This window comes from Brevibacterium sp. W7.2, from assembly GCF_018137945.1.
GTDB classification, from domain to species: domain Bacteria; phylum Actinomycetota; class Actinomycetes; order Actinomycetales; family Brevibacteriaceae; genus Brevibacterium; species Brevibacterium sanguinis.
The window spans coordinates 334,359-359,062 of the sequence record NZ_CP073089.1 but is presented as its reverse complement, the minus strand read 5'-3'; the positions used below and the strand labels follow the sequence as shown (position 1 = coordinate 359,062).

Here is a 24,704-nt window from a genome sequence, read left to right as displayed (position 1 = left end):
GCTCGGTCCGGTCGTCCGGCCCGGCCCGCAGAGGTTCGACAGCACGACGGCGCCGGGAGACCAATTGAGTCCCCCGGTGCCTTTGTGTGTCCCGGCCAGGACCGGGCCTGAGCGACGGCGTCGAGTCCCGGACTCGTCTGGGTCTGAGTGACGAGTCAGATACCGGCCGGGGCCGGCTCTGAGAGACGGGGTTGTCGGCCCGGCGTTCGAACGGGAGCCTCGCCGTGTTCGTGTGAGGGCCACGGCGGTCCGGCGAGTCGGGGCTGATCGCTCACCGCCTCCGCCGACTCTGCGCCGCCTCCGAGGTGAATGTGCGCCGCGCCCATGGCGAATCCGGCGCTGATTCCGCCCTCAACCTTCCGCACAATCCGGGCGGTCAGCCTCAACCTACCGCACAACGGCGAGGAGGGCACGCGCCCGGCACGCCCTGCAACTCCCTACCCGACGGGCTGGTCGAAGACGTGGCGGCGCACCCATGCGTGCATCGTGATCGCTGCCGCTGCGGCGGCGTTCATCGACCGGGTCGAGCCGTACTGCGCGATCGAGAGCACCGCCGAGCTCGCCCGGTGCGCCTCCTCGCTCAGCCCCGGCCCTTCCTGACCGAAGAGGAGGAGGCAGCGCTCCGGGAGGTCGTAGGTCTCCAGCGGCACCGAGTCCGGGAAGTTGTCGACCCCGATGAGCGGCACGTCGTTGTCGCTGCACCACTGGAGCAGGTCGTCGACGCTCGGATGGTGGATGACGTGCTGGTATTTGTCGGTGACCATCGCTCCGCGCCGATTCCAGCGCCGACGCCCGACGATGTGGACGGCGGCGGCGTTGAAGGCGTTCGCCGTGCGCACGACCGACCCGATATTGAGGTCGTGCTGCCAGTTCTCGACGCCGACGTGGAATCCGTGCCGCACCGTGTCGAGGTCGGCGACGATCGCGTCGTGCCGCCAGTAGCGGTACTTGTCGACGACGTTGCGCCGGTCACCCTCGGCGAGCAGCTCAGGATCGTAGTGCTCGCCGACAGGCCAGGGGCCGGTCCACGGACCGACCCCCACCTGCTGTGATTCGTGACCGTCGGTCACTTCGCGTCGTCGCTGTCGGCATCCTTCGCGGAGTTCCCTGCGCCTGTTTCCTTGGTCCCCTTCGCCGAGGTGGTCCCCTTGTCCGAGGTGGTCCCCTTCGCCGCGGCGGCGGACTTCGCAGACGCGGTCCCCTTAGACGTGGTGGTGGCGGTGACGGTCTCGGTCTCCTCGACCGTCACCTCGTCGGACGCATCCGCGTCACTGTCGTCAGCGTCCGACTTCTTCGAGACAGCGTCCTTCGAGTCAGACTTCTTAGAATCCGTGCCCTTCGCATCCGCGCCCTTCGCATCCGCGCCCTTCGCGTCGGCGTCCTTGGCCGCAGCGACCTTCTTGGCCCGCTTGCTCATCTTCACGGTCTTGCCGCCGCGTCCGCCGCCGGCGAGCACCGACCGGACGTAGGCGCCACCGGCGAGCGCGTGGATGATGAAGGCGAGCACCGCGGCGATGGCGGCGGCCACGAGACCTTCCCACCATTCCGGCTGGGCGGCGAAGTAGCGGTCGGCGATGCCGATCGGCGAGGTGAACGGAGCCCAGCCGAGCACCCGGCCGACCGTTCCCGAGGCGCCGACGATGACCGGGGCCATCGCACCGCCGACGGTGAGCACGCCGATGATCGCGACCATCGTCTTGCGCGCCTTGTCACCGGTGATCGTCGAGGCCCACACGAGGAGGGCGAAGATCGTCCAGGCGGTGAAGAACAGGGTGAGCGCGAACCAGCCGAGTCCCGGCAGCATCGCAAACGCGAGCGAGGTCTGACCCGAGATCGAGAGACCGAGCTCGAGGACGACGGCGGCCACGAGAAGGTGGATGACGACGAGCGTGAGCATGCCCGTGACCCGCCCCGAGGCGGCGGCGCGCGGCGGAATCGTCGCGGCGATGATCTCCGTGATCCGGTTGCGCTTCTCGAGCCGGAGGTTCTGGTAGAGCGCGGTGCCGAGCGTGGCGATGACGAGGAGTGAGAACACGACCATGCCCCACAGCAGCGGGACCGCCACGTCCTCGGGTACGGCCGGGGTCTGCAGCAGCGTCGCCTCGGTCTGCGGGGCAAGCCGCTCGAGGAGCGCCGTGGGCTGCTTGTCGAGAGCGATGATCGTCGGCTGCGACTGGCCCGAGGGGTCCTGGATGAACGCGGCGTCGACCGTGCCGTCGCGGACGAGCTGCTCGGCAGCCTGCGCATCGGGGGCATCGGTGATCGAGACGCCGAGCTGCTGCTCGTACATCGCGGCCTGCTCGCCGACGCCGACCATCGCCATGCTCGGGGTGCCCGAGTTCGCCTGTGCGTCGCGGACGATCCCGCTGACGATCACCGCGACGATGCCGAGGACGACGACGGCGACGGTGACGAGGAAGAACGGACTGCGCATCGTCGTCGAGCTCTCCCGGTTCGACACGAGCCATGAAGCCTGGCGCTTGCCGACGTCGACGAACTCCGAGACGAGTCCCGTCTCGGGCAGATCCTCGGGGTCGGGGGTGTCCTCGGCGAGTTCGTAGGGAACCTCGTCGAGACCGAGCGTCGAATCCGCGGAATCCTCGCCGAGGCGGTCGTCCGCGTCCGCCGAAGCGGCCTTCCCGTCACCGGCCTTCCCGGCTGCGGCCTTCCCGCCGGCAGCCTTTCCGGCGCCGGCCTTCGCGGCGCTGGCCTTCCCGGCACCCGGCTTCCCAGCCGCTGAGACGTCGCCGGTCACTCCGCCGAGGTCGTCGAGGCTCGTCGGGGCCGTGCCCTTCGACTTCGTCGTCTTCGTCGCGTCGTCGTCGGGCGTCTGCTCGTCCCGCGCATCGTCCTTGCGTGCCATCACAAAGTCTCCTTGAACTGCTCGGCCAACGTCGGGCGCACCCGCTCGAAGCGCTCCACCTTGCGCAGCGTCGCCACCGACGCGGCAGCGGAGCCGGGATCGTCGCTGCGGAAGCGGATGACGGTGTCGATGACCTCGATCTCCGTGATCCCCGCGCGTCCCCGCAACGACGTCGCGGCCGCCTCGGCGTCGGCGAGGGCGACCTCGTAGCGGTGCTCGCCGAGGAGGTCGTCGACGCTGCCGGCGGCGGTGACCTTGCCCTGGCTGAGCACGACGATGTCGTCGGCGAACTTCTCCGCGGCCTCCCAGTCGTCGGTGGCGAGGATGACGGGCACGCCTGAGGCGGCATGGGCCCGCAGCAGGGACATGACGAGTTCGGTCGACTTCGTGTCGAGGCCGTTGAACGCGTCGTCGATGACGACGACGTCGGGGTCGGCGGCCAGGGTCGCCGCGATGTCGACGCGGGCGATCTCGGCGCCGCTGAGGTTCTTCAGCGGGGCGTAGCCGCGGTCGGCGAGTTCGAGCCGGCCGAGCAGGGTCAGGGCATTGCGCTCGGCAGCGCCGAGGGTGATGCCGTGGAGGCGCGCGAGGTAGACGATCTGATCGATGACGCGCATGTTCGGGTAGCCGCCGCGCTCACCGGGCAGGTAGCCGAAGTTCTGCCGGTCGCCGAAGTCGAGTTCGTAGCCCTCGAGTTCGACAGTGCCCTCATCAGCGGTGATGAGGCCCATGATGACGCGCACGAGTTCGGTGCGGCCTGCCGATCGGGTTCCGACGACGGCGGTGATCCGACCCGGCTCGGCGGTGAAGCTCACCTCATCCAGATATGTCCGCTTCCCCTTGCGCAGGGAAATCCCTTTCAGTGTGAGCACACGCGATCCTTACGTTGTCCAACGGGCGCCGTTTGCAGCCACGGCCCTTGAGAGTTTCTCATCTATCGTGGTGAATCGCGCAGGGCGATTCAAACCAGGTCCGGGATTTCAACGGAATTGACAGTCGAGTCCCAGCTGGTGGTCGCGAGCTCAGTCGAGCCCGAGGTCCTTCGTCGTCAGCGCCGTGAGATAGGGGATCCCGGTGGCTTCGACCTTCTCCTTCGCCCCCGTGTCACGGTCCATGACGACGGCCACGGCGACCACCTCGGCGCCGGCCTCCTTGAGAGCGTCGACCGCGGTGAGCACGGAACCGCCCGTCGTCGAGGTGTCCTCGACGGCGATGACGCGCTTGCCGGCGACATCGGGACCCTCGACGCGGCGGGACATCCCGTGCTTCTTCGCCTCCTTGCGGACGACGAACGAGTCGACGGGGGTGCCGCGGACGACGGAGCGGTGCATGACGGCGGTGCCGACGGGATCGGCCCCCATCGTCAGTCCGCCCACGGCGTCGATGGAGTCGAGCAGGCCCTCAGCCTCGAGGAGGTCGAGGACGACGTCGCCGATGAGCGGGGCCGAGCGGTGGTCGAGGGTGACCCGGCGCAGATCGAGGTAGTAGTCGGCCTCGCGGCCCGAGGAGAGGGTGACCCGACCGCGGACGACGGCGAGTTCGTCGATGAGGTCGAGGAGTTGGCGGCGGGAGTCAGCGCTGTCGGTCATGCCCTCAGTCTAGGCGGTGATGGCACGCCGAGGCGGCGGCAGGGTGGGACCCTCCGCGGCGGTCAGGCTTCACCGAGGTGACTCAGTTCCCCGCGGCCGCTCAGCTAACCGCTCAGCTCGCAGCGCCCCGGCTGATGACGCGGAGGTCGATCTCGACCGGTTCCCCGACCTCACGGTCGACGGCGGCGAAGATGTCGTCGACGACGGCGGCCACGGACCGCGAGTCGTCGAAGTGAGCGTCGATGCGCACCCGGTACCCGTCGTCGGACTGCGTGAGGTCGATGCCGGTCGGCTCACCGCCGGCACGCCGCAGCACCTTCGCCGTCGCGCTGACGACGAGGTCCTTCATGCCCGGAGCGAGCGAGGCGACGCCGGGTATGTGGGAGACCGAACGTGACAGCTCCTGCGCGGTGTGGGTGAGCGGGCTGACCACCTGCACGGTGTCTTCGGACGGGGCACCGTCGACAGCCATGTCCCCGGTCAGGGCGGTGTCCCCGGCGACATCAGTGGTCCCGTGGCTGCCGGCCGCGCGGCCGGTGCCGGTCGGCGCGGTTGTCGCGTCCTTCTTCACACGCCCCGAGTCAGGGGCGCCTGACTTCGCCGAGGCATCAGTCGACTTCGCCGCGGCGCCGGTCGACCCAGCCGCGGCACCGGTCGACGTTGTCGCGGCAGACGAATGTGCGGCCGGCAGCGGGGCAGACGGCTGATCCTCGTGGACGAGTTCGGGTTCGAGGACCGACTCGTGGCTGACCTCGAGCGGCGTGGGGGCCTCGGCTTCGGTCTCGCGCTTGTTCTCGGGCGACATGGGCTCATTCGACATAGGCATCCTCGACTTCGATATCGATCCGGGAAGCGGGCACCCCGAGCTCGCGCACGAGCGCCTCGGAGACCGCGGTCCTGATCTCGTCTGCTGACGTGACGAAATGGATGTCCGCGCGCATCGTCACGGTCAGCGCCACCTCGGCGGCGCTGCCGTAGGGCTCCCCGGCGGACACGATCCTCACACTGCGGGAGCGGATGCCGTCGACCGTGTCGACGGCATCGCGGACGATCGCGCGCACAGCCGTCGACGCGATCGAGTACTCATGCCCCTCATCGGTGCGCAGCTTCGTCGACGGCCCCCGGTAGAGGTCGTTGCGGACGAGGTGGAGGATGCGCTCGCGGATGCCCGCGGTCTGTTCGGGGTCGGGAACGAAGTGACCCATGTAATCGTCGATGACGTCGCGCAGCTGCGCGTCGAGGTCAGGTGCGGCGCGCTCACCATCGGCGCGCCGGCGATCATCACTCATGTCCATCCCTTCATCCCTTCGACGATGGCGGCCCGGGCGCGGTGGATGCGACCGCGCACGCTGCCTTCCGTGATGCCCAAGGTGTCAGCGACCTCAGCGTAGCTCAGGCCCTCCATCTGGCAGAGCACCCACGTCACCCGCTGCTCCGACGACAGCGTCGAGAACACCTGGGCGAACCGCTCGAGCGCACTGCGGGCCTCGACGCGCTTCTCGACCGAGGCGCGATCGTCGGCGTGCGCGCCGAAGTCCTCGGGGTCGAACGGGTCGGACGGGCGGCTGACGCGCTTGCGGAGGACATCGGTGCACCGGTTCGAGGCCATGCGGTAGAGCCAGGTCCCGAAGGCTTCGGGCGAGGCGAGTGCGTTGAGCGACTTCCAGGCCTGGACGAACGTGTCCTGCACGACGTCCTCGGCGTCCTGCCGGTCACCGAGGGTGCGCATGCAGAACCGCAGCAGCTTCGTCTCATACCGATCGACGAGGGAGGCGAAGGCATCGACATCGCCTTCACGCGCCCGCACGACGAGTGTCACGATGTCCAATCGATCATCTCCTCTTGCCATGCTCCTGATGATAGGCGAGAGGAGCCGATGGGAACACTCCTTGTCGGATAGTTGCCGCGAAGTTCATCAGATCGAGACTTTCGGGCCGCGTCGGGCACACCCGCCGGCCCTCCTCCGACCCACCCCGCACCGGCCGGCGAAGAGATCCGACCCACCCCGCACCAGCCGGCGAAGAGATCCGGCGAAAGAAATTTCACCAACCTGCGTGAGGATCTCCGAACAGCCCCGTCTGTACCTATGTCAGCACATCCGACACGAAAGGGAATGAACGATCATGCCTGCCAACACCGATTCCTCCACTTCCTCCACCACCTCGGCGTCGACTGCGAACGCTGGCCAGGACATCAACAGCCCCCTCGTCACCGACAAGGGCAACACGACGATCGCTGAGAACGTCGTCGCCAAGCTTGCCGGCATCGCGGCTCGCGAGGTCCCCGGCGTCTTCGGCATGGGCAATGCCGCACGCCGCGCCTTCGACACCCTCACCGATCGGATCCCCGGCTCGCAGACGAACGTCTCCGGCGGAGTCTCCGTCGAGAAGGGCGAGAAGCAGACCGCGATCGACCTGACGATCGTCGTCGAGTACGGCACGTCGATCGTCGATGTCGCCGAGGCGATCCGTCGCAACGTCATCCGCGCCGTCGAGCAGGGCACCGGACTCCAGGTCGTCGAGGTCAACATCGACGTCACCGACGTCCACCTCCCCGATGAGGACAACGATGACGATCAGAAGAAGAGCGACAGCACCAACGAACTCTCCTGACACATCCATTCGTCGCTGATTCCCCGGGGCGCGGCCCCACCCGGCACTCGCCCCGGGGACATCACGACCGCAGCGGAAGGACTGCCATGTCGAAAACACTCATCGGACTGCTTGTCGGACTCACCCTCGGCATCGTCGCGTACTTCGGAGGATTCGTCGCATTCCTCGTCGTCGCGATCTGCGGCGGGCTCGGTCTCACGATCGGCTTGGTCCTCGACGGCCGACTCGACCTCGGAGCCCTGAGCTCTCGTTCGACGACGCGGAGGTGATCGCTGTGGCTGCATCACGCGGTAGCCTCACGATCGCCGACCGAGTCATCGAGAAGACCGCCTCGGAGATCCTCAAGGGCCTCCCCGGGGTCGGCGGGTCGACGTCGGGCTTCCTCGGCATCGGCGGGAACTCGAGTCTCGACACCCGACCGAGCGTCGACGTCACGCTCTCAGGCCGCAGCTGCACCCTCGATGTGAAGCTCGGCCTGGCCTACCCGCTGCCGATCTCGGCGACCACCGAAACCGTTCGGCAGCAGCTGAGCACCGAGGTGGAATCGCTCACGGGCGTGACCGTCCGGCAGGTCGACATCGACGTGACCTGGCTCAAGCCCGAATCGGCGAGCCATCCCAGCGAAGTGAGGAGTCTGGCATGAGCGCTCATCTCCTGCGCGCCCGTCCCGCACGGGTCGTGCCATCAGTCATCGTCGCCGTCGTCTTCCTGCTCGTCGCCGTCGGTCTCGGGTGGGCGGGCATCGCCGCCATCGCCCAGTCCGGCGCCGAGGCAGCGCTGACGACGACGCTGCCGGGTGTCTCCGGCGCCGAGTCCCTCCAATGGGGGATGCCGATCGTCATCGGCGCAGGCATCGTCCTCGGTGTCATCGGACTCATCCTCATCATCCTCGCGATCTCCCCGGGACCCCGACGCATCGTCGGCTTCCGGGCACCGACGAGCGAGTACATCGAACAGTTCGAAGTCGCCCTGCCGACCTCGGCGGTCTCGGACCTCGCGGCAGCCGCCGCGGACTCCGTCGACGGGGTCTCCCGCGTCCGCGCGGCCTCGAACGCGCGGTCGACGATCGTCACCGTCGCGACCCCGGTGCGCGACACCGCTGCGATCCGCAGCGATGTCGGCCAGGCCGTGACGGACCGTCTCTCGGCGATCGGCTTCGACAGGCAACCGAGCGTGCGCGTGCACGCCCAGAGGAGGCAGTGATGAGAAGAATGGCCGCAGGTGCCAATCGCACCCTGCTCTTCATCGTCGGACTCGTGTGCCTCATCGTCGGCGCCGGTGCCGCGGCCGCAGGCTTCGGCTTCCTGTCGGCGATCGTCGCCGGACTCGAACCGTCTGGCACCCTCGGCGTCCTCGCGGTGCCGTTCACGTGGTCGTTCTCGGCCCTCGTCGCGGTGCTCATCGCGGTCGTGCTCGCGATCATCGGGATCTGGTGGCTGTCGCTGCAGATCCCGCGCAAGGACGCGGCGAAGCCGCTGCGTCTGCAGCAGGATGCGCGCACCGGCCTGACCACGGTGACGGCCAATGTCATCGCCGAGGCGGTCTCCGACGACCTCGAGACCATCGAGGGCGTCGACTCCGCTCAGGTCATCGTCCGCGGCACCGCGCGTCGCCCCGAGCTCGTCATCCACATCGACGTCGACGATCGCGCCGACATCGATGCGATCGTCGCCGAGGTGGCCGACCGGGTCGCCCGCAACGCGAGCAGTGCGCTCGGGGAGCCGCTGGCGGCGGTCGGACTCGAGATCGGCATCGCCCGCACACCCAACCGCAAGCAGCGCAGCGTCACCCTCGCCTAGCGCAGTCAGCGGGTCTCACCGCCGGATCCCCGGCGGTGAGGCGGCGCTCAGTCGCCGGTCTGATTCCCGGGAGCAGTCCCGGACCCCCAGCCGGTCGTCGATTCGGCCGGCACTTCCACCGCCGCCGGCCGGATCGGCGGCCTCCGCCGTCCAGCCGACGGCACCATCACCCCGACCCGGGTCCCTGCACAGGACCTGGTGTCGGGGTGATGTCGTCTCAGCTGCCGAGTTCGGTGCTGCCGGAGTCAGTGCTGCCCGAGTCGACCTCGAGGACGACCTTGCCGACGGTGTGTCCGCTCTCGATGTCGGTCAGCGCCGCGGCGGCCTGCTCGAGCGGGTGCGTCGCTGAGATGTGCGGGGTCACCGTCCCGGCGGCGACGAGCCCGGCGATCTCGGCGAGCTCTGCGCCGTCGGCTTCGACGGTGAAGCGCAGCGCCCGCACGTCGTGGGCCCGAGCCTCCTCCTGCGAGGGCGCGTCGCGCGTGGTCACGAGCACACCGCCGGGGACGAGCACGGCCCATGATGCCGCCCTCGCCGCGCCCCCGACGAGATCGAGGACGACGTCGACCCCGGTCACCCCGGAGAGGTTCTGCGTCTCGTAGTCGATGACGACGTCGGCGCCGAGCTCCCTGGCGAACCCCACGTGCGGCGTCGACGTCGTCGTGATGACACGGGCGCCGGCCGCCTTCGCGAACTAGATCGCGAAGTGCCCGACCCCGCCGGTGCCGCCCTGGACGAGCACGGTCGAGCCCGTGCTGACCCGCCCGTAGCGGAAGAGGCCCTGCCACGCGGTGAGGCCCGCGGTCGGAATCGACCCGGCCCGGACGGCGTCGACGCCGGCGGGTGTCGTCGTCAGCGCATGCTGGTCGACGACGACCCGTTCGGCGTATCCGCCGCCGTGCATGTCGACCATCCCGAAGACCGCGTCGCCGACGGAGAACTTCTCCGCCTGCGCCCCGCACTCGACGACGACGCCGGCGACGTCGCGCCCGAGGGTGTACGGCAGCCGGTCCTCGCCGACACCGGGATATCGGCCGGACCGGATCCGGACGTCGACCGGATTCACCCCGGCCGCCGCGACGGCGACGCTGACCTGCAGAGCATCTGGGGCCGAGACTCCGAGCCGGCTGACGTGGAGGACGTCGTCGCCGCCGAAGCGGTCGAAGCGGACCATCCGCGCCGTCACCGGTTGATCCGCGCTCACAGCTCCCACGCCTCGGCGAGCAGTTCGAACGACCGTGCGCGCATCGCCGGGTCGAACGTGTACGTCGTGATGATGAGTTCGTCGACGCCGAGGTCGGCGATGATCTCCTGCAAGGCGGTGACCACGGTCTGCGGGGATCCGACGGCCCGCACCTGCTGGAAGTCCTCGATGAAGGCGAGCACGCCGGCATCGACGACCTCCCGGATGTCGCCGACCGGCGGGGCGAGCGGGGTGCGCCGGCCGGTGCCGATGCCGGCGGCCAGCTGCTGCGCGGTGGTGAAGAGGTGCTCGGCCTCTTCGTCGGTGGGGGCGACGAGGACGTTGACCCCGGCCATGACGTAGGGCGCGGAGAGCTCCGCGGTGACGTAGTCGGTGGAGAAGTTCTCCCGGTACCGCCGGATCGCCTCGTGACGGGCGGCCGGCGCGAAGTGCGAGGCGAAGACGTAGGGCAGGCCCATGGCCGCGGCGACCGTCGCCCCGTCGAGACTCGACCCGAGGATCCACAGCGGCACCCGGGTGCCCTGCCCGGGATGCGCCGTCGTCTCCCCCGTCCCGTCGCCGAGGTGGCGCTGGAGTTCGACGACGTCCTCGACGAAGGTGTCCGCCGAGGCCTGCCCTCGGCGCAGCGCCGCCGCCGTGCGCGGGTCCGTGCCCGGGGCGCGGCCGAGTCCGAGGTCGAAGCGGTCGCCGTACATCGCGGCGAGCGTGCCGTAGTATTCGGCGACCATGAGCGGGGAGTGGTTGGGCAGCATCACTCCCCCGGAGCCGAGCCGGATCCGACTCGTGTTCTCCGCGGCCCGTCCGATGAGCAGGGACGTCGCCGAGGAGGCGAACGTCGGCACGTTGTGGTGCTCGGCGTACCAGTACCGCCGGTAGCCGAGGCGGTCGGCGAGCTTCGCCAGGGCCAGTGATTCGTCGAGTGCGGTGCGGGTCTCCATTCCCTGGGAGACGGGGACGAGGTCGAGGATGGACAGCGGGGTCATGATGGTGCTCCTCTCTTCGGGGACGTCGCGGCGAGTGCGGCGGCGATGATGACGACTCCGACCTCGCAGAGGCCGTAGACGATGAAGGTCGGGACGAGGCCCCAGTGCTGGGCGGCGAGTCCGGCGAGCACGGCGGGGACGCTGAACGCGGTGTAGGCGACGATGAATGTCGTCGCGAAGGTGCGGGAACGGTCCGCGGCGGGAGCGGCCTGGCCGATCGTCCCCATGACCCGGGAGAAGCCCGCGCCGAAGCCGGCCCCGGCCAGTGCCGAGGCGAGGATGTAGAGGGCGAGCGAGTCGACGAGGACGGCGACGACGGTGCAGAGGACTCCGAGCCCGAGCAGCCCGAAGCTGAGCAGTCCGTGCCGCCGCGGGGTCATCCCCCGCATCCGCCACGTGGCCGCCGGCGCGGGGAGGAAGAAGACGGCCAGGGTGAGCCCGACGACGAAGGTGCTGTCGACTCCGAAGGTGGTGTGGACGAGCGAGGCCCCGAGGGACAGATAGAGTCCGGCCGGCGCCCAGATCGCGAGCAGCGCGGGGATCCGGCGGATGAAGATCGGGCGCACCGCCGCGGGAAGCCCGACCCGCGGGACGAGGGCCCGCAGGCGCACCGGCTGCCGCGGCACGGGATCGCGGGGCAGGAGGATGAGGGCGATCAGCAGAGCGGCATAGGTGCCGAGCAGCACCCAGTAGACGAGCTGGCGCGGCCACGGGGCGTACTCGACGAGGAGACCGGCGAGCGCGGCGCCGAGCGCGAGCCCGATCGGCGAGGAACCGCCGGAGACGAGGGCGCCCGCCGGCTGACTGGGCTGGTGGGCGACGATCATCGCCGACGCCGCCCCCGTGCACAGTCCCGTCGCCGCTCCCTGGACGAGGCGGGCGACGATGAGGGGACCGACGCCGTCGGCGAGGATGAAGAGGACCATCGCCGCGATCTGGACGAGGAGTCCGGCGACGAGGACGGAGCGGGTGCCGACGACGTCGGCGAGCGAGCCCAGCGCGATCATCGTCGCGAGCAGGGCGAGGACGTAGATCGCGAAGATCACCGTGAGAGTGAAGTCGGAGAACCCCCACAGCTGCTGGTAGACGGGATAGAGGGGAGAGGGGGCGGCCGCGGCGGCGAGGAGCGCGACCATGATGAGACCGGCCACGGCGAACCTCGCCGTCTGCGCCTCCCTGACCATGCTCACCGCCTCACCCTCCGCCGTGCGGTCAGAATATACCCAGGCCGGGGACTTAGACTCAGGGTTCCCTGACAATGCACCTTCACGCGATGGGCTGATCTCGATGGCGAGAATCCTCTGTGTGCTCTACCCTGATCCGCAGTCGGGCTACCCTCCGCCCTATGCCCGCGATGAGATCCCGGCGGTGACATGGGACGTCGACGGCGCACCGGCGCCGATGCCGCAGCCGCCGCTCGGCTTCGTCCCCGGCCAGCTCGTCGGCTGCGTCTCCGGAGAGCTCGGGCTGCGCGAGTACCTCGAGTCCCACGGCCACGAGTTCGTCGTCACGAGCGACAAGGAGGGCCCGGACTCCGAGTTCGCGCGCCTCCTGCCGAGCGCCGACATCGTCATCTCGCAGCCGTTCTGGCCCGCCTACCTCACCCGGGAGCGGATCGCCTCTGCCCCGCATCTGAGGCTCGCGCTCACCGCGGGCATCGGCTCCGATCACGTCGACCTCGAGGCCGCGGCGGAGGCGGGCATCACGGTCGCCGAGGTGACCGGGTCGAACTCCGACTCCGTGGCCGAGCACATCGTCATGATGGTCCTCGCCCTCGTGCGCAACTATCTGCCCTCGCATGAGACGGCGGCCAGCGGCGGCTGGAACATCGCCGAATGCGTCTCCCGCGGCTACGACGTCCAGGGGATGGCCTTCGGCGCCGTCGGCGCCGGACGGATCGGCCGTGGGGTGCTCAGGCGGCTCGCGCCCTTCGGACTTCAGCTCCACTACACGCAGCGGCACCGACTCGCGCCCGCACTCGAGGAGGAGCTCGGCCTCACCTTCCATCCCGACATCGGTCAGATGGCTCAGCATATGGACATCATCAGCCTGCAGGTTCCGCTCTATCCGGCGACTCGGCATCTCTTCGACGCGGAGCTCCTCGGCTCCCTCAGGCGTGGAACGTACCTTGTCAACTGCGGGCGGGCCGAGCTCGTCGACCCCGCCGCCGTCGATGCCGCCGTGCGCTCGGGGCATCTGGCCGCGTACGCCGGCGATGTGTGGAATCCGGAGCCGGCCGGCGCCGACGACCCGTGGCGGTCGATGCCGTGGAACGGGATGACCCCGCACATCTCGGGAACGACGCTGTCGGCCCAGGCGAGGTATGCCGCCGGCACCCTCGACATCCTCCAGCGCTTCCTCGAGGGGCGCCCCATCGAAGAGGACTACCTCATCGTCGAGGGCGGCGGGCTCGCCGGAACGGGTGCCCAGTCCTACGGACTTCGCTGACCTCGTTGCGATCTCAGCTGATCGCCCGTTCGAACCGGTCGGTCATGTCCCGTTCGTGACCTGTCAGCGACTTGTTCATGACCTGCGTTTGTCGTGAATGACAAAGACCCCGGGGCGCGTAATCGCGTCAACCCGGGGTCCTCGCAGCACTCCCCTCGAGTACCCGGACGCATCCCCATACGTCCGTTATGTCCACCCGATCCCCACCGGGCGGACATCACAATTCCACCACACTTCACGGCCTGTTGTAAAGAATGATTTGAGACATATTTGGTCTCATTGAACAAGAATGCTGAACGCGAACTTCCGCGAATTTCCAGTTCAGAGCGGTGGGTCAGATGGTTCAACCCTCAACTTCTCTTACCGCGTGCGGCCGAAAAAACTTTGCGAAAAAGTTCCCCTCAGGCCCCTCGCGCACCGCCCTCGCCGCGCTGCCGATCGAAGGCGAATCCCGCCGACCCCCAGCGGATGAGACGGCGCGGGACCAATCTCGCCGCATTTGCCGCAAGACGGTAGTGGATTCCGGGGATTGAGACGACCTTCCCGGCCCGCGCGTCACGCAGGGACACGTCGACGACCTCGTCGATGTCGAGCCACATCCAGCCCGGTCCCGGACGCCTCGCGCCGAGGCGGTCGTGGAACTCCGTGCGGACGAAACCGGGGAGCACGGCGGTGACCGTGACCGGCTCGTCGCGCAGCTCGCCGGCGAGCGCCTCGGTGAAGACGAGGGCCGCTGCCTTCGAGGCCGCGTACTGGCCCATCGTCGTCACGGCCGCGAGCGAGGAGACCGTGATGATCCCGCCGCGACCGCGGGCCCGCATCCCCGGCACGGCGGCCAGGGCGAGCTCGCGCACGGCGGTGCTGAGCACCCGGTCCTGAGCGGCGAGCGCCTCGGAATCGGAGTCGAGGAGGCCCTCCTTCAGTCCGTAGCCGGCGTTGCCTATGAGGACATCGATGCGCGTGGACCTGATGACCTCCGCAACCGCGGCGATGCCCGCCTCCGTCGCGAGGTCGGCGACGACCACCTCGGCGCTGATCCCGTGGGCGGTCGAGAACTGCGCCGCCAACTCCCGCAGCCGGTCCTCAGTGCGGGCGACGAGCACGAGGTCATAGTGCTCGGCCGCGAGCGCCCCCGCGTACCCGCGCCCCAGCCCAGCACTCGCGCCGGTGACGAGGGCTCTCGGACGCGGGCTCTCGCTCACTTCGCGCCCTGCCCCACCCGCACGGTCAGGGACTGGGCGGCGGTGCCGAGCGGGCCGGTGGCGTCGCTGAGGACGCTCGCGGTCTCCCCGATCCCGGTCGGGCCGAAGGCCACGCGGGTCTCGAAGCCGACCCAGCCGGGCTCCGGGGTGCGCGTGAGGTGGATCGTGAGGTCGACGTTGGGGAAGAACGTCGTCGCCGGGTCGACCCGGACGGCGAGGCCGTTCGCGGTGTCGACGAGTTTGACGAGCGCCGCGGTCGGCGGGTCGACCTCGCCATCGACGAGGGGATAGGGCGAGCGGATCCAGCTGCGCGCATAGCCGGGCCGGGCATCGTCGGCCTGTCGCCCCTCGAGGGAGGCGATGAAGCCGCCGGACCACCGTTGGGCGAACGGGACGGCGGGAACGAACTCCGGGTCGGGCAGGTGCGTCCACTCGTGGTCGGCGACGTCCGCGGTGTCGCTGCCGAGCAGCCGCCACACCCGGGCGGCGATGCTCACGCGGTCGCCGTGGCGCATCCGCGCCTCGACGAGTTCGATCGTCCGACCCGGCCGGACGACGTCGACATCGATCGTGAACTCACCGGAGTGGATGACGCCGAGGATGTCGTAGCTGATGCGCGAGACGATCTTGTCACTCGGCAGGCGCCGTTCGACCTCGGCGAGGATGAGCCCCGACGCGGGCGCGAGATGCTGCTCGCCGGGCTGCCACGCCCCCTGGCTGTGCAGGGTCGAGACGAAGCGGTCCTCACCGCGGCGCACGTAGTAGGAGTCGGGGACCGGTGATCCGTCGTGGCCGAGGTGGGCGTTGAGAGCGTCAGGCATGGCTTCAGACTATCCGGTAACCGGTTAGGGTGGTGGGGTGAGAATCGCGACGTGGAATGTCAACTCGATCCGTGCCCGCCAGGAGAGGATCGGAGCGTGGCTCGACCGCTCCGATGCCGATGTGCTCGCCATCCAGGAGCTCAAGTGCCGGGACGACCAGTTCCCCCGGGAGATCTTCGACTCCCGCGGCTACGAGGTCGCCTTCCACGGGCTCAACCAGTGGAACGGCGTGGCGATCGCCTCCCGCGTGGGACTGAGCGATCCGCAGATCGGCTTCGCCGGCATCCCCGAGTACGAAGGCGTCGTCGAGGCGCGTGCGCTGTCGGCGACGTGCGGCGGCGTGCGGGTCCACTCCCTCTACGTGCCCAACGGCCGTGAGCTCGACCACCCGCATCTGGCCTACAAGCTTCAGTGGTACCGGGCGCTGACGGCCGACATCGCCGCGCAGCTCGCCGCAGACCCTGAGAAGCGGATCGTGCTCTGCGGCGACTTCAACGTCGCCCCGCTCGACATGGACGTCTGGGACATGGCGGCCTTCGACGGCGCCACCCACGTCTCCCCGCCCGAGCGCGCGGCGTTCACCGACCTCCTCGGCGCGGGCCTGCAGGAGGTGACCCGGCAGTTCACCCCGGGGCCCGGCGTCTACACGTACTGGGACTATCAGAAGCTGCGCTTCCCGAAGAAGGAGGGGATGCGCATCGACTTCGAGCTCGCATCCTCAGTCCTCGCCGAGGCGGCGGTCTCCGCGCAGATCGACCGCGAGGAGCGCAAGGGCAAGGGCGCGTCCGACCACGCCCCCGTCATCGTCGACTACGACCTCTGAGGTCGGCTGGGACTGCCGAGTCGCGCGGGCGGTCGATCGCGCCCGCGGATAGCGCCCGCGGATTCCCCGCCACCGCCTCGGCGAGTGATCCGGTCGCGCAAAACGACGCGCAAAGCATGGACATCGCCCGTCTCATCTGGTGAAGTTGAACCAGGAGGAAGGTGACGACGATGTCAGCAAAAGTCCGCGAGCTAGTCGGTGAGGCCTACGACCGGCGCGAGTCCACCTGGAGGGCAGCGCTCGAGACGGTCGAGGATTGGATCGAGTCCGCCCGCTCGCGGTCTCCGCAGCTGACGGAGGACCGTGTCCGCATCGTCCCCGGCCGGATCAAGGACCCGCTGCGCACGGGCGAGAAGCTGCGCCGGAAGCTCGCCGACGCCAACGACGAGATCCACGAGGCCGTCGAGGTCGAGAACCAGGTCATCGACGTCGTCGGCGCCCGAGTGGTGTGCCGCACCGAACGCGAGCAGGCCGTGCTCTGGGACGTGCTCACCGATCCGAACGACGATTCGTCCCTGTCGATCGCCGAGGTGCGCGACTACTCCGCGCACCCGAAGCCCTCGGGCTACCGAGGACGCCACCTCATCGTCGAGGTGCCCTTCGACTCCGAACCCTCCGTCCTCGTCGAACTCCAGATCCGCACGATCCTCCAGGACGCGTGGTGCGTGCTCTCCGAGGAGCACCTCTTCAAGCCCGGTCAGGTGCTCACCTCCGACTCGCAGCAGGAGAGGCTCGGCCTCGTCCTCGCCGGGCTCTTCGCGCAGGCCGATTCCGTCGCCGGCTTCATCGCCGACGACGTCGGCGCCTACCTCGGCCTCGGCAATGCGGCCCCGCTGCGGGCGATGACCGACCCCGACGCCGAGGCGCCCTCGATCGAAGTGACGATCCGCGAGCTCAAGCACTCCTACGTCCTCGCCGCCGACGAGGTGGGCCGCCATGGGATCATCCGCTTCGAGACCCTCGGGCTCACCCCGGACAACCCGGACCGGGCGGGACTGCCCTCCCCCGGCGACACCCTGCGGGTGCGGATGGACGAGTCCCACTCGACCCGGTACTTCATTCCCGTCGCCGGGGAGAGTTGACGGCGCGCCGGACGCTGACCGTCCAGGGGCCCGGCACCGACTAGACTTGCGTCCCATGGGAAAGAAGTCGAAGCGCTCCAAGGAAGACCTCATCGCCAAGCGTCTGGCCCGGGCTCAGGCCACGGCCTTCGTGCCCCGCCCCTTCGAGGGCCTGCCGTTCGAAGCCGACCTCATCTGCCTGCGCGAGCTCGTGCCCGCCGCGACCGCGGAGGTCCGGCTGCGCGAGGACTTCGGCGGACACACCGTGACGATCGCCTCCCTGCTGCCGGCGGCCTGGCAGGCCTGGCACCGCGAGGACGGCACCGTGCTCGCCGGCATGCAGGTGCCCGTGTCCTCGACCGATGCCTCCCGTGACGTCGCCCGCGGCATCCTCGCCGCTGTCGACGCGACCCCCGGCACGACGATCGAGGCGACGACCGAACCCGGTGAGGGACCGCGGCTGCAGGACATCCTCGACGACGCCCACCCCTTCGACGTCCGCGTCCTCGAGACCTTCGAGTACTGGGAGCTGCCCGGTGACGACGCCGAGGTCGCGGCGGCCCTCGAACAGGCCAACGACTCGATCGCCCCGACGGAGAAGCTCGCCTCCGTCGACTCCGCCTACTGGACGGAGATGTCGGGCCGCACCTATGTGCGCTGGGCTCGCAGCGAAGGCGAGGACCAGGTCGTCGACGCCCTCGCACGGCTGCAGGCCGAGGGGCGCAACGACCTCGGCGGACCGGGGACGTTCCTCGGCTACTTCCGCGCCCACGGGATCATCGTGCCCGTCTGGGAGCTCGAGTTCGGCACCCAGGTCGACGACGTCGAGGAGCCGATCGCCGAGTTCGCGGCCCGTCTCGACGAGGCCCTGAGCGACGACTCCCCGCTGAGCACCGAGGCCCGCCGGACCCGCTCCGGCATCGTCGCCCGCCAGCTCACCATCCACTGACCATGGCTGAGCACCCGAGCCCGATCGGCATCGCCGCCGTCATCCCCGCGATGAACGAGGCCGAGCGCATCGCCGCGACCGTGGCGAGCACGAAGCTCATCCCCGGCGTCGACATCGTCATGGTCGTCGACGACGGGTCGAGCGATGACACCGGCACCGTGGCCCGGCGCGCCGGCGCCGAGGTCGTCACCCACCCGAAGAACAAGGGCAAGGCCGCGGCGATGATGACCGGGGCCTTCGCGATCCGCAACCGGGAGATCTCTCAGACCCCGCCCGGGCAGACACCGGCCCACCGGGCGCTGCTCTTCATCGACGGCGACCTCGAGGACTCCGCGGTCAACACCGCACCCCTGGCAGCCCCCGTGCTCGCCGGGGAGGCCGATATGACGATCGCGATCCTGCCCGCGCAGAAGCGCAAGGGCGGGGGCTTCGGCTTCGTCGTCGGGCTCGCGAAGAAGGGCATCGCCGAACTCTCCGGGTTCGAGGCCACCCAGCCCCTGTCGGGCATGCGCTGCCTCTCCCGGGAGGCCTTCGACGCGGCCCTGCCGTTCGCCGCCGGCTGGGGCGTGGAGACCGGCATGACGATCGACGTCGTCAACGCCGGCCTGCGCGTCGAGGAGGTCGAATGCGACCTCCACCACCGGGTCACCGGCCGCGATCTCAAGGCCCAGCTTCACCGCGCAGCCCAGTACCGCGATGTCGCACGGGCGCTCATGGCCAGGCGGCGGCAGGCGAAGCAGGCGTCCTCATGAGGTACGCGTACCTCGGCCCCGAGGCGACCTTCACCGAAGCCGCCCTGCTCAGCTACCTCGGCGAGCAGGGACAGACCGAGACGGCGACGACCCTGCCGATGCGGGGCGCCGCAGCCGCCCTCGACGCCGTCCTCGACGGCGACTGCGCGGCCGCGATCGTGCCGATCGAGAACTCCGTCGAAGGCGGTGTGCCCGCGACGATCGACGCGCTCACCGGGCACGGTGACCTGCAGATCATCGCCGAGGTGGTCGTGCCCGTCCGCTTCGTCCTCGCGGTGCGCCCGGGCACCGACCCGACCGCGATCACGTCGTTCGGCAGCCACCCGCACGGTGAGGCGCAGGTGCGCGGCTACATGGCCGAGCACTTCCCCGACGCCGTCTACATTCCGACGTCCTCGACGGCCGCGGCCGCCCGCGACCTCGCCGGTGACGCCGCGGACTACGTCGCCGCCGTGTGCCCGGCACTGGCCGCGCAGCGCTACGGCCTCGACGTCATCGCCGAGGACATCGGCGACCGCCAGGATGCCGTCACCCGCTTCGTCGTCGTCACGCTGCCCGGACGCATTCCCGATCCGACGGGAGCGGACAAGACGACGGTCGTCGCGGCCCTGCGCTCCGACCGGGCCGGCGCCCTCCTCGAACTCCTCGAGCAGTTCTCGACGCGCGGGATCACGATGTCGCGGATCGAGTCGCGCCCGACCGGCGACCGCCTCGGCCTCTACCAGTTCTCGATCGACCTCCTCGGCCACATCAGCGAGGCCCGGGTCTCCGATGCCCTCATCGGCGTCCACCGTGTCGCCCGGTCGCTGACCTTCCTCGGCAGCTACCCGAGCGCCGACGGGACCCGGCCGATCGTCGATCCGACGACGACCGACGCCTCGTTCGACGACGCGATCGCCTGGATGTCCGGCATCCTCGACGCAGCGGACGGTTCGCCGACCGCCTGACCCCACCCGCCGACGAAGGAGTCGAGCCCGATGAGCACCGCCGCCACCTCACCGACCCCGGACGCGATCATCGTCGGAGCCGGCCTCGCCGGACTCGTCGCCGCCCACGAGCTCACACAGGCCGGCAGGTCCGTGCTCATCGTCGACCAGGAGAACCGGGCCAACCTCGGCGGGCAGGCCCACTGGTCGCTCGGCGGCCTGTTCCTCGTCGACTCCCCCGAGCAGCGCCGCCTCGGCGTCCGGGACTCCCTTGCCCTCGCGCGGCAGGACTGGGCCGCCTCGGCAGGGTTCGACCGGGCCGAGGACCGCTGGCCGCGTGCGTGGGCCGAGGCCTATCTCGAGTTCGCCGCCGGGGAGAAGCGGGACTACCTGCGCCGGCTCGGTCTGCGGCTCACCCCGATCGTCGGCTGGGCCGAGCGCGGTGGGTCGGGTGCCTCCGAGCACGGGAACTCCGTGCCCCGATTCCACCTCACGTGGGGCACCGGCCCCGAGGTGGTCCGGGTGTTCCGGGAACCCGTCGAGGCGGCGGAGGAGCGTGGGCTCGTCGATCTGCGCTTCCGCCACCGGGTCGACGAACTCGTCGTCGCCGACGGCGCCGTCGTCGGCATCCGCGGGCACGTGCTCGCCCCGAGTCCGACGGCCAGGGGTGTGGCCTCGAACCGCGAGGAGGTCGGCGAGTTCGAGTTCCGCGCTCCCGCCATCATCGTCACCAGCGGCGGGATCGGCCACAATGCCGAACTGCTGCGCCGCTTCTGGCCCACCGACCGCCTCGGCGAATTCCCCGCCCACCTGCTGGCCGGGGTGCCCGCGCACGTCGACGGGCGGATGCTCGACATCGCGCAGGCGGCCGGGGCGAACCTCATCAACCGCGACCGGATCTGGGCGTACACGGAGGGCATCGAGAATTGGAATCCGATCTGGCCGGGCCACGGGATCCGGATCATCCCGGGACCGTCCTCGCTGTGGTTCGACGCCGCCGGCAACCGCTTCCCCGCTCCGAACTACCCGGGCTTCGACACGAACCGGACGATGGCGGCGATCCTCGGCACCGGTCACGACTACTCGTGGTTCGTCCTCAACGAGACGATCATCGCCAAGGAGTTCGCGCTCTCGGGCTCCGAGCAGAACCCCGACATCACGCTCAAGGACTGGCGGCTGAGCCTCGCGCGCGCCCGGTCCACCGGGGCTCCGGCCCCGGTGGAGGCGTTCACGCGCTACGGTGCCGACTTCGTCGTCGCGGACACGACCGAGGAGCTCGTCGCGGGGATGAACGCCCGCTCCCGCGGACCCGTCATCGACCACGACCACCTCGTCGCCCAGATCGTCGACCGGGACCGGGAGGTCGCCAACCCCTACTCGAAGGACCCGCAGGTGCAGGCGATCCACGGAGCCCGCCGCTACCTCGGCGATCGGATCGTGCGGGTGGCGCCACCGCATGAGATCCTCGACCCCGCGCACGGCCCGCTCATCGCGGTGCGGCTGGGGATCCTCTCGCGCAAGACCCTCGGCGGGCTCGAGACGAACCTCGAGGGTGAGGTGCTCGCGTCCGACGGGACGCCGATCCCCGGTCTCTTCGCCGCCGGTGAGGTCAGCGGCTTCGGGGGCATGCACGGGTACAACGCGCTCGAGGGGACGTTCCTCGGCGGGTGCATCTTCACGGGGCTGCGCGCCGGACGTGCCGTGGCGCAGTCGGTCTAGGCGCTCCGGTCCGGGGCGTCGGGGCCCTGCTGGAAGCGCGAGGGCGTGAGGAACTGGGTCGTCGAGATGCCGAGGACGCGCTGCTGCCGGGAGAGGTTGTACGTCCGGTCGAACTGCAGGTACTCGACGAGGAAGAGCCGGGCGCTGTCGCCGCGCTTGAAGAGGGACTTGACCTTGAGCCCGACCTTCGCCGCGACGAGGGCCTTGTCCTTCGCGATCGCCTCGATGACGACCGGCGGATAGCCCATGCGCGCGAAGTGCGTGGCCACGGCGTCCTTGAGCCGGTACGGGGTGGGGTCGCCGATGTTGAACGGACCGGAGGCCGAGGGCACGTCGAGGCACGCGAGCGCGGCCCGCACGAGGTTGTCGATCGCCGTCAGCGTCATCTTCTGCCGACCGCCGCCGGGCAGGGTGAGCACGCCCTTCTTCGCGAAGTGGCTGAGGCTGGGCATGAGCATCGTCTCCCCCGGGCCGTAGACCGCGGCGGGACGGAGGACGGCGGCGTCCGGGCGGATGCGGGCGAGCAGCTGTTCGGCGAGCACATGCGTCTTCGCATAGTCGTCGTGGTACTCGCTCGGATCCTGCGGGCCCGCCTCCTCCCACAGGTCGGTGTGCGGCTGGGTCGGCGAGTAGACCGTCGTCGAGGAGATGTGGACGACCCGGGCGTCGGCGAAGACGTCGAGGACGTGGCGCGTGCCGGTCACGCGGACATCGTAGAAGTCGTCGTAGGCCGCGGTGACATCGGTGAGTCCGGCGCAGTGGAAGACTGCGGTGACGGACTTCGCCAGCGACTGCACGGCGGTCGGGGCCGGCTGCCTGATGTCCCACTCGTGGAAGTTGACCCCGGGGATCTCCGGGTCGCGGCGGCAGAGCGCATAGACCGTCTCGTCACGCGTCGCCAGGGCGCGAGCGATGGCTCCGCCGATGAAGCCGCTTGCGCCGGTCACCACTATCGCCACCGCTGCTCCTTCCCTTCAACCGCTCTCCCGCACGCTGTGCGTCGCCCTGCTAGTGCCACTGTAGCCGACGTCGGGGCCGCATCCGCGCGGATGCCCACATGGTCGATCCGCATCCGCGACATCGCACGGTCCGCACCGACCTGCGACACCCCGGCCCCGCCTCGGCGCCGCGATTTCCTCATCCTTTCCCCTCTCAAGCGGTGAGCGCGAGCCTACAATGGGCACTGTCGCAACCGATACCTGTGCGAACAGCCTGCTCGCACACGCCGCCGCAGGAGGATGCCGATGACGACTCTGCTCATGGTCATCGGCTTCGGCGCGGCGACGAGCATCGTCGTCGGCATCGGACAGCGGCTGCGTCTGCCCTGGCCGGCGCTCATGGTCGTCGTCGGCATCGTCGGCGCGTTCATCCCCACCTTCGCCGATGTCACGATCGACCCCGAGCTCATCCTCCCCCTCTTCCTCCCGCCGCTGCTCTTCGCGGCCGCGCAGAAGACCTCGTGGGCGCTCTTCGCGATCCGGTGGCGGACGATCCTCGGCATGGCCATCGCCCTCGTCGGCGTCACCGTCGCCGCCGTCGCCGGGTCCGCGCTGCTCCTCATCCCCGGGATCACGATCGCCGCCGCCATCGCCCTCGGCGCGATGCTCGCCCCGCCGGACCCCGTCGCCGTCGACGCGGTCGCCGGCACCGTGTCGATCCCGCGCCGGATCATGAGCACCCTGCAGAGCGAGGGCCTGTTCAACGACGCCGCCTCCCTCGTCATCTTCCAGACCGCGATGGCCGCCGCCCTGGCCGACACGGATGTCGACTTCGGCAGCCTCGCCGTCGCCTTCGTCCTCTCGGCGGTCGTCGCGATCGCCATCGGCTGGCTCGTCGTCTTCGTCGCGTGGTGGGTGATGGAGCGCATCGACCACACGGTCGCCCGCTCCTCCCTCCTCCTCGTCCTCCCCTTCGGCGTCTATCTGCTCGCCGAGCACTTCCACGCCAGCGGCGTCATCGCCGTCGTCGTCGCCGCCCTCGAGGTCCGGCGGCGCGACGTCGAGGGCAACTCCGCCGAACGCGTCACGCAGGCCACGACGTGGCAGGTCCTCGAGATGCTCATCACCGGCATCGCGTTCGGCCTCATCGGCCTCGACCTCCGCGTCGTCATCGAGACCGAGAGCTCCGACCTCGGGCGCGCCGTGCTCATCGGGCTGGCGATCGCCGCGGTCATCATCGTCGTGCGCTTCGTCTGGCTCCTGCTCTCGATGCTCCTCATCAGCAAGCGCATCCGGGAGGAGGATCCGGACGCGGCCCCGCTCAACGTCCGCGACTCGGTGCTCATGACCTGGGGCGGGATGCGCGGGCTGGCGACGATCGCCCTGGCCCTGTCGATCCCGCAGCTGACCGACACCGGCGAGCCGTTCCCCGGTCGCTCCTACCTCCTCGTCGCCGCCGCCGTCGTCCTCCTCGTCACCCTCGTCCTCGCGGGCCTGACGTTCCCGGCCGTCGTCGGTGCCCTCGGCATCGACGACGAGGCGGAGAAGGAGAGGCGGCAGACGGAGGAGATCGCGAAGCGCGCGTATGCCGCGGCGATCAGGCAGATCCAGTCCGATGACGACCTGCCCGATGATGTCGCCGAGGCGCTGCGGACCCGGTTCAGGACGCTGCGCACCCAGCTGCTCGGCACTCCCGATGATCAGGTGAGTGCGGAGAAGGCGACCGAGTTCAAGGAGAACCGCCAGCGGCTCCTCGCCGTGCAGAAGCGGGCGATGCAGGCCGCCCGCGACGAGGTGCTCCGGGCCCGCCGCGAACGCGGCATCGACCCCGAGGCGGCGGACAAGGTGCTGCGGCGCTTCGACCTGCAGGCGGTGCTGCAGTCATGACCGGGACGGAGGCATGGGACCCCTGACATGATCGCTTGTGTGAACTGACCCTCGAAAATCAAAGTTGAGTGGAATAGACTCAACTTTGGAGGCGTTGCACCGGAGAGAAGCACAATCCACCACTGTTG

At 69.8% G+C, this 24,704-nt stretch carries 26 protein-coding genes and 1 pseudogene; 13 read left to right on the top strand and 14 right to left on the bottom strand.

Annotation, left to right across the window (positions count from 1 at the left end):
* Nucleotides 1-437 precede the first annotated feature (437 nt).
* The 7 genes from J9315_RS01605 to J9315_RS01575 form a co-directional block, all read right to left on the bottom strand.
* Nucleotides 438-1,070, bottom strand: coding sequence for a TrmH family RNA methyltransferase (locus J9315_RS01605; protein WP_211978675.1), 633 nt, complete (start codon nucleotides 1,068-1,070; stop codon nucleotides 438-440).
* Nucleotides 1,067-2,863, bottom strand: coding sequence for a sodium ABC transporter permease (locus J9315_RS01600; RefSeq protein ID WP_249120993.1), 1,797 nt, complete (start codon nucleotides 2,861-2,863; stop codon nucleotides 1,067-1,069). The genes J9315_RS01605 and J9315_RS01600 overlap by 4 nt, the downstream gene beginning before the upstream one ends.
* Nucleotides 2,863-3,735, bottom strand: coding sequence for an ATP-binding cassette domain-containing protein (locus J9315_RS01595; RefSeq protein WP_211978674.1), 873 nt, complete (start codon nucleotides 3,733-3,735; stop codon nucleotides 2,863-2,865). Before J9315_RS01595 ends, J9315_RS01600 begins: the two co-directional genes overlap by 1 nt.
* A gap of 150 nt (nucleotides 3,736-3,885) precedes the next feature.
* Nucleotides 3,886-4,452 carry an orotate phosphoribosyltransferase gene (pyrE, locus tag J9315_RS01590; RefSeq protein WP_198499856.1) on the bottom strand — a complete coding sequence of 189 codons (567 nt, stop codon included), beginning with the start codon at nucleotides 4,450-4,452 and terminating at the stop codon, nucleotides 3,886-3,888.
* Between the two features lie 112 nt (nucleotides 4,453-4,564).
* Complete coding sequence (locus J9315_RS01585; RefSeq protein ID WP_211978673.1) at nucleotides 4,565-5,257, bottom strand: hypothetical protein; 693 nt, start codon at nucleotides 5,255-5,257, stop codon at nucleotides 4,565-4,567.
* Nucleotides 5,258-5,261: 4 nt separating this feature from the next.
* Nucleotides 5,262-5,741, bottom strand: a complete 480-nt coding sequence (locus tag J9315_RS01580; RefSeq protein ID WP_232623739.1) for an alkaline shock response membrane anchor protein AmaP — start codon at nucleotides 5,739-5,741, stop codon at nucleotides 5,262-5,264.
* On the bottom strand, nucleotides 5,738-6,271 hold the full coding sequence (locus tag J9315_RS01575) for an RNA polymerase sigma factor (protein ID WP_232623872.1): 534 nt from the start codon (nucleotides 6,269-6,271) through the stop codon (nucleotides 5,738-5,740). The genes J9315_RS01580 and J9315_RS01575 overlap by 4 nt, the downstream gene beginning before the upstream one ends.
* Before the next feature lie 304 nt (nucleotides 6,272-6,575).
* Between J9315_RS01575 and J9315_RS01570 the strand changes: the two genes are divergently transcribed.
* From J9315_RS01570 to amaP, 5 genes are all read left to right on the top strand, one after another.
* Entirely contained in the window at nucleotides 6,576-7,064 is a 489-nt protein-coding gene (locus tag J9315_RS01570) for an Asp23/Gls24 family envelope stress response protein (RefSeq protein ID WP_211978672.1), read from the top strand.
* Between the two features lie 86 nt (nucleotides 7,065-7,150).
* Complete coding sequence (locus J9315_RS01565; protein WP_137824419.1) at nucleotides 7,151-7,333, top strand: hypothetical protein; 183 nt, start codon at nucleotides 7,151-7,153, stop codon at nucleotides 7,331-7,333.
* Between the two features lie 5 nt (nucleotides 7,334-7,338).
* Complete coding sequence (locus tag J9315_RS01560; RefSeq protein WP_232623740.1) at nucleotides 7,339-7,707, top strand: Asp23/Gls24 family envelope stress response protein; 369 nt, start codon at nucleotides 7,339-7,341, stop codon at nucleotides 7,705-7,707.
* Nucleotides 7,704-8,267, top strand: coding sequence for a DUF6286 domain-containing protein (locus tag J9315_RS01555; protein ID WP_198499859.1), 564 nt, complete (start codon nucleotides 7,704-7,706; stop codon nucleotides 8,265-8,267). Before J9315_RS01560 ends, J9315_RS01555 begins: the two co-directional genes overlap by 4 nt.
* Nucleotides 8,267-8,863: an alkaline shock response membrane anchor protein AmaP gene (gene amaP / locus J9315_RS01550; RefSeq protein WP_211978671.1), complete on the top strand. Its 597-nt coding sequence runs from the start codon at nucleotides 8,267-8,269 to the stop codon at nucleotides 8,861-8,863. The genes J9315_RS01555 and amaP overlap by 1 nt, the downstream gene beginning before the upstream one ends.
* Before the next feature lie 217 nt (nucleotides 8,864-9,080).
* Here amaP and J9315_RS01545 read toward each other — a convergent pair.
* From J9315_RS01545 to J9315_RS01530, 4 genes and pseudogenes are all read right to left on the bottom strand, one after another.
* Nucleotides 9,081-9,545: pseudogene (locus tag J9315_RS01545) on the bottom strand (zinc-binding dehydrogenase); the annotation flags it as partial.
* Nucleotides 9,546-9,557: 12 nt separating this feature from the next.
* Entirely contained in the window at nucleotides 9,558-10,067 is a 510-nt protein-coding gene (locus tag J9315_RS01540) for an alcohol dehydrogenase catalytic domain-containing protein (protein WP_211978669.1), read from the bottom strand.
* On the bottom strand, nucleotides 10,064-11,050 hold the full coding sequence (locus J9315_RS01535; protein WP_198499862.1) for an LLM class flavin-dependent oxidoreductase: 987 nt from the start codon (nucleotides 11,048-11,050) through the stop codon (nucleotides 10,064-10,066). The genes J9315_RS01540 and J9315_RS01535 overlap by 4 nt, the downstream gene beginning before the upstream one ends.
* Nucleotides 11,047-12,234, bottom strand: coding sequence for an MFS transporter (locus J9315_RS01530; RefSeq protein ID WP_249121098.1), 1,188 nt, complete (start codon nucleotides 12,232-12,234; stop codon nucleotides 11,047-11,049). Before J9315_RS01530 ends, J9315_RS01535 begins: the two co-directional genes overlap by 4 nt.
* Nucleotides 12,235-12,337: 103 nt before the next feature.
* On the opposite strand from J9315_RS01530, the gene J9315_RS01525 reads away from it, so the two are divergent.
* Nucleotides 12,338-13,498: an NAD-dependent formate dehydrogenase gene (locus tag J9315_RS01525; protein ID WP_211978667.1), complete on the top strand. Its 1,161-nt coding sequence runs from the start codon at nucleotides 12,338-12,340 to the stop codon at nucleotides 13,496-13,498.
* Between the two features lie 401 nt (nucleotides 13,499-13,899).
* Here J9315_RS01525 and J9315_RS01520 read toward each other — a convergent pair whose 3' ends face one another.
* Complete coding sequence (locus J9315_RS01520) at nucleotides 13,900-14,700, bottom strand: SDR family NAD(P)-dependent oxidoreductase (RefSeq protein ID WP_211978666.1); 801 nt, start codon at nucleotides 14,698-14,700, stop codon at nucleotides 13,900-13,902.
* Entirely contained in the window at nucleotides 14,697-15,521 is an 825-nt protein-coding gene (locus tag J9315_RS01515; protein WP_211978665.1) for a thioesterase family protein, read from the bottom strand. Before J9315_RS01515 ends, J9315_RS01520 begins: the two co-directional genes overlap by 4 nt.
* Nucleotides 15,522-15,558: 37 nt before the next feature.
* Between J9315_RS01515 and J9315_RS01510 the strand changes: the two genes are divergently transcribed.
* The 6 genes from J9315_RS01510 to J9315_RS01485 all read left to right on the top strand — a co-directional run bounded on the left by J9315_RS01510 (nucleotide 15,559) and on the right by J9315_RS01485 (nucleotide 21,751).
* Nucleotides 15,559-16,344, top strand: a complete 786-nt coding sequence (locus tag J9315_RS01510) for an exodeoxyribonuclease III (RefSeq protein ID WP_211978664.1) — start codon at nucleotides 15,559-15,561, stop codon at nucleotides 16,342-16,344.
* Nucleotides 16,345-16,514: 170 nt separating this feature from the next.
* On the top strand, nucleotides 16,515-17,426 hold the full coding sequence (locus J9315_RS01505; RefSeq protein ID WP_211978663.1) for a RelA/SpoT domain-containing protein: 912 nt from the start codon (nucleotides 16,515-16,517) through the stop codon (nucleotides 17,424-17,426).
* 55 nt (nucleotides 17,427-17,481) lie between these two features.
* Nucleotides 17,482-18,354, top strand: a complete 873-nt coding sequence (locus tag J9315_RS01500; protein WP_211978662.1) for a DUF5926 family protein — start codon at nucleotides 17,482-17,484, stop codon at nucleotides 18,352-18,354.
* Nucleotides 18,355-18,356: 2 nt separating this feature from the next.
* Entirely contained in the window at nucleotides 18,357-19,106 is a 750-nt protein-coding gene (locus tag J9315_RS01495) for a glycosyltransferase family 2 protein (protein ID WP_211978661.1), read from the top strand.
* Entirely contained in the window at nucleotides 19,103-20,053 is a 951-nt protein-coding gene (gene pheA / locus J9315_RS01490; protein ID WP_211978660.1) for a prephenate dehydratase, read from the top strand. Before J9315_RS01495 ends, pheA begins: the two co-directional genes overlap by 4 nt.
* Nucleotides 20,054-20,083: 30 nt before the next feature.
* Complete coding sequence (locus tag J9315_RS01485) at nucleotides 20,084-21,751, top strand: FAD-binding dehydrogenase (RefSeq protein WP_211978659.1); 1,668 nt, start codon at nucleotides 20,084-20,086, stop codon at nucleotides 21,749-21,751.
* Here J9315_RS01485 and J9315_RS01480 read toward each other — a convergent pair.
* On the bottom strand, nucleotides 21,748-22,710 hold the full coding sequence (locus J9315_RS01480) for an NAD(P)-dependent oxidoreductase (protein WP_249120991.1): 963 nt from the start codon (nucleotides 22,708-22,710) through the stop codon (nucleotides 21,748-21,750). The genes J9315_RS01485 and J9315_RS01480 overlap by 4 nt on opposite strands.
* A 285-nt stretch (nucleotides 22,711-22,995) precedes the next feature.
* Here J9315_RS01480 and J9315_RS01475 point away from each other — a divergent pair, with 285 nt between their 5' ends.
* Complete coding sequence (locus J9315_RS01475; RefSeq protein WP_249120990.1) at nucleotides 22,996-24,576, top strand: Na+/H+ antiporter; 1,581 nt, start codon at nucleotides 22,996-22,998, stop codon at nucleotides 24,574-24,576.
* The last annotated feature ends 128 nt before the right edge of the window (nucleotides 24,577-24,704 follow it).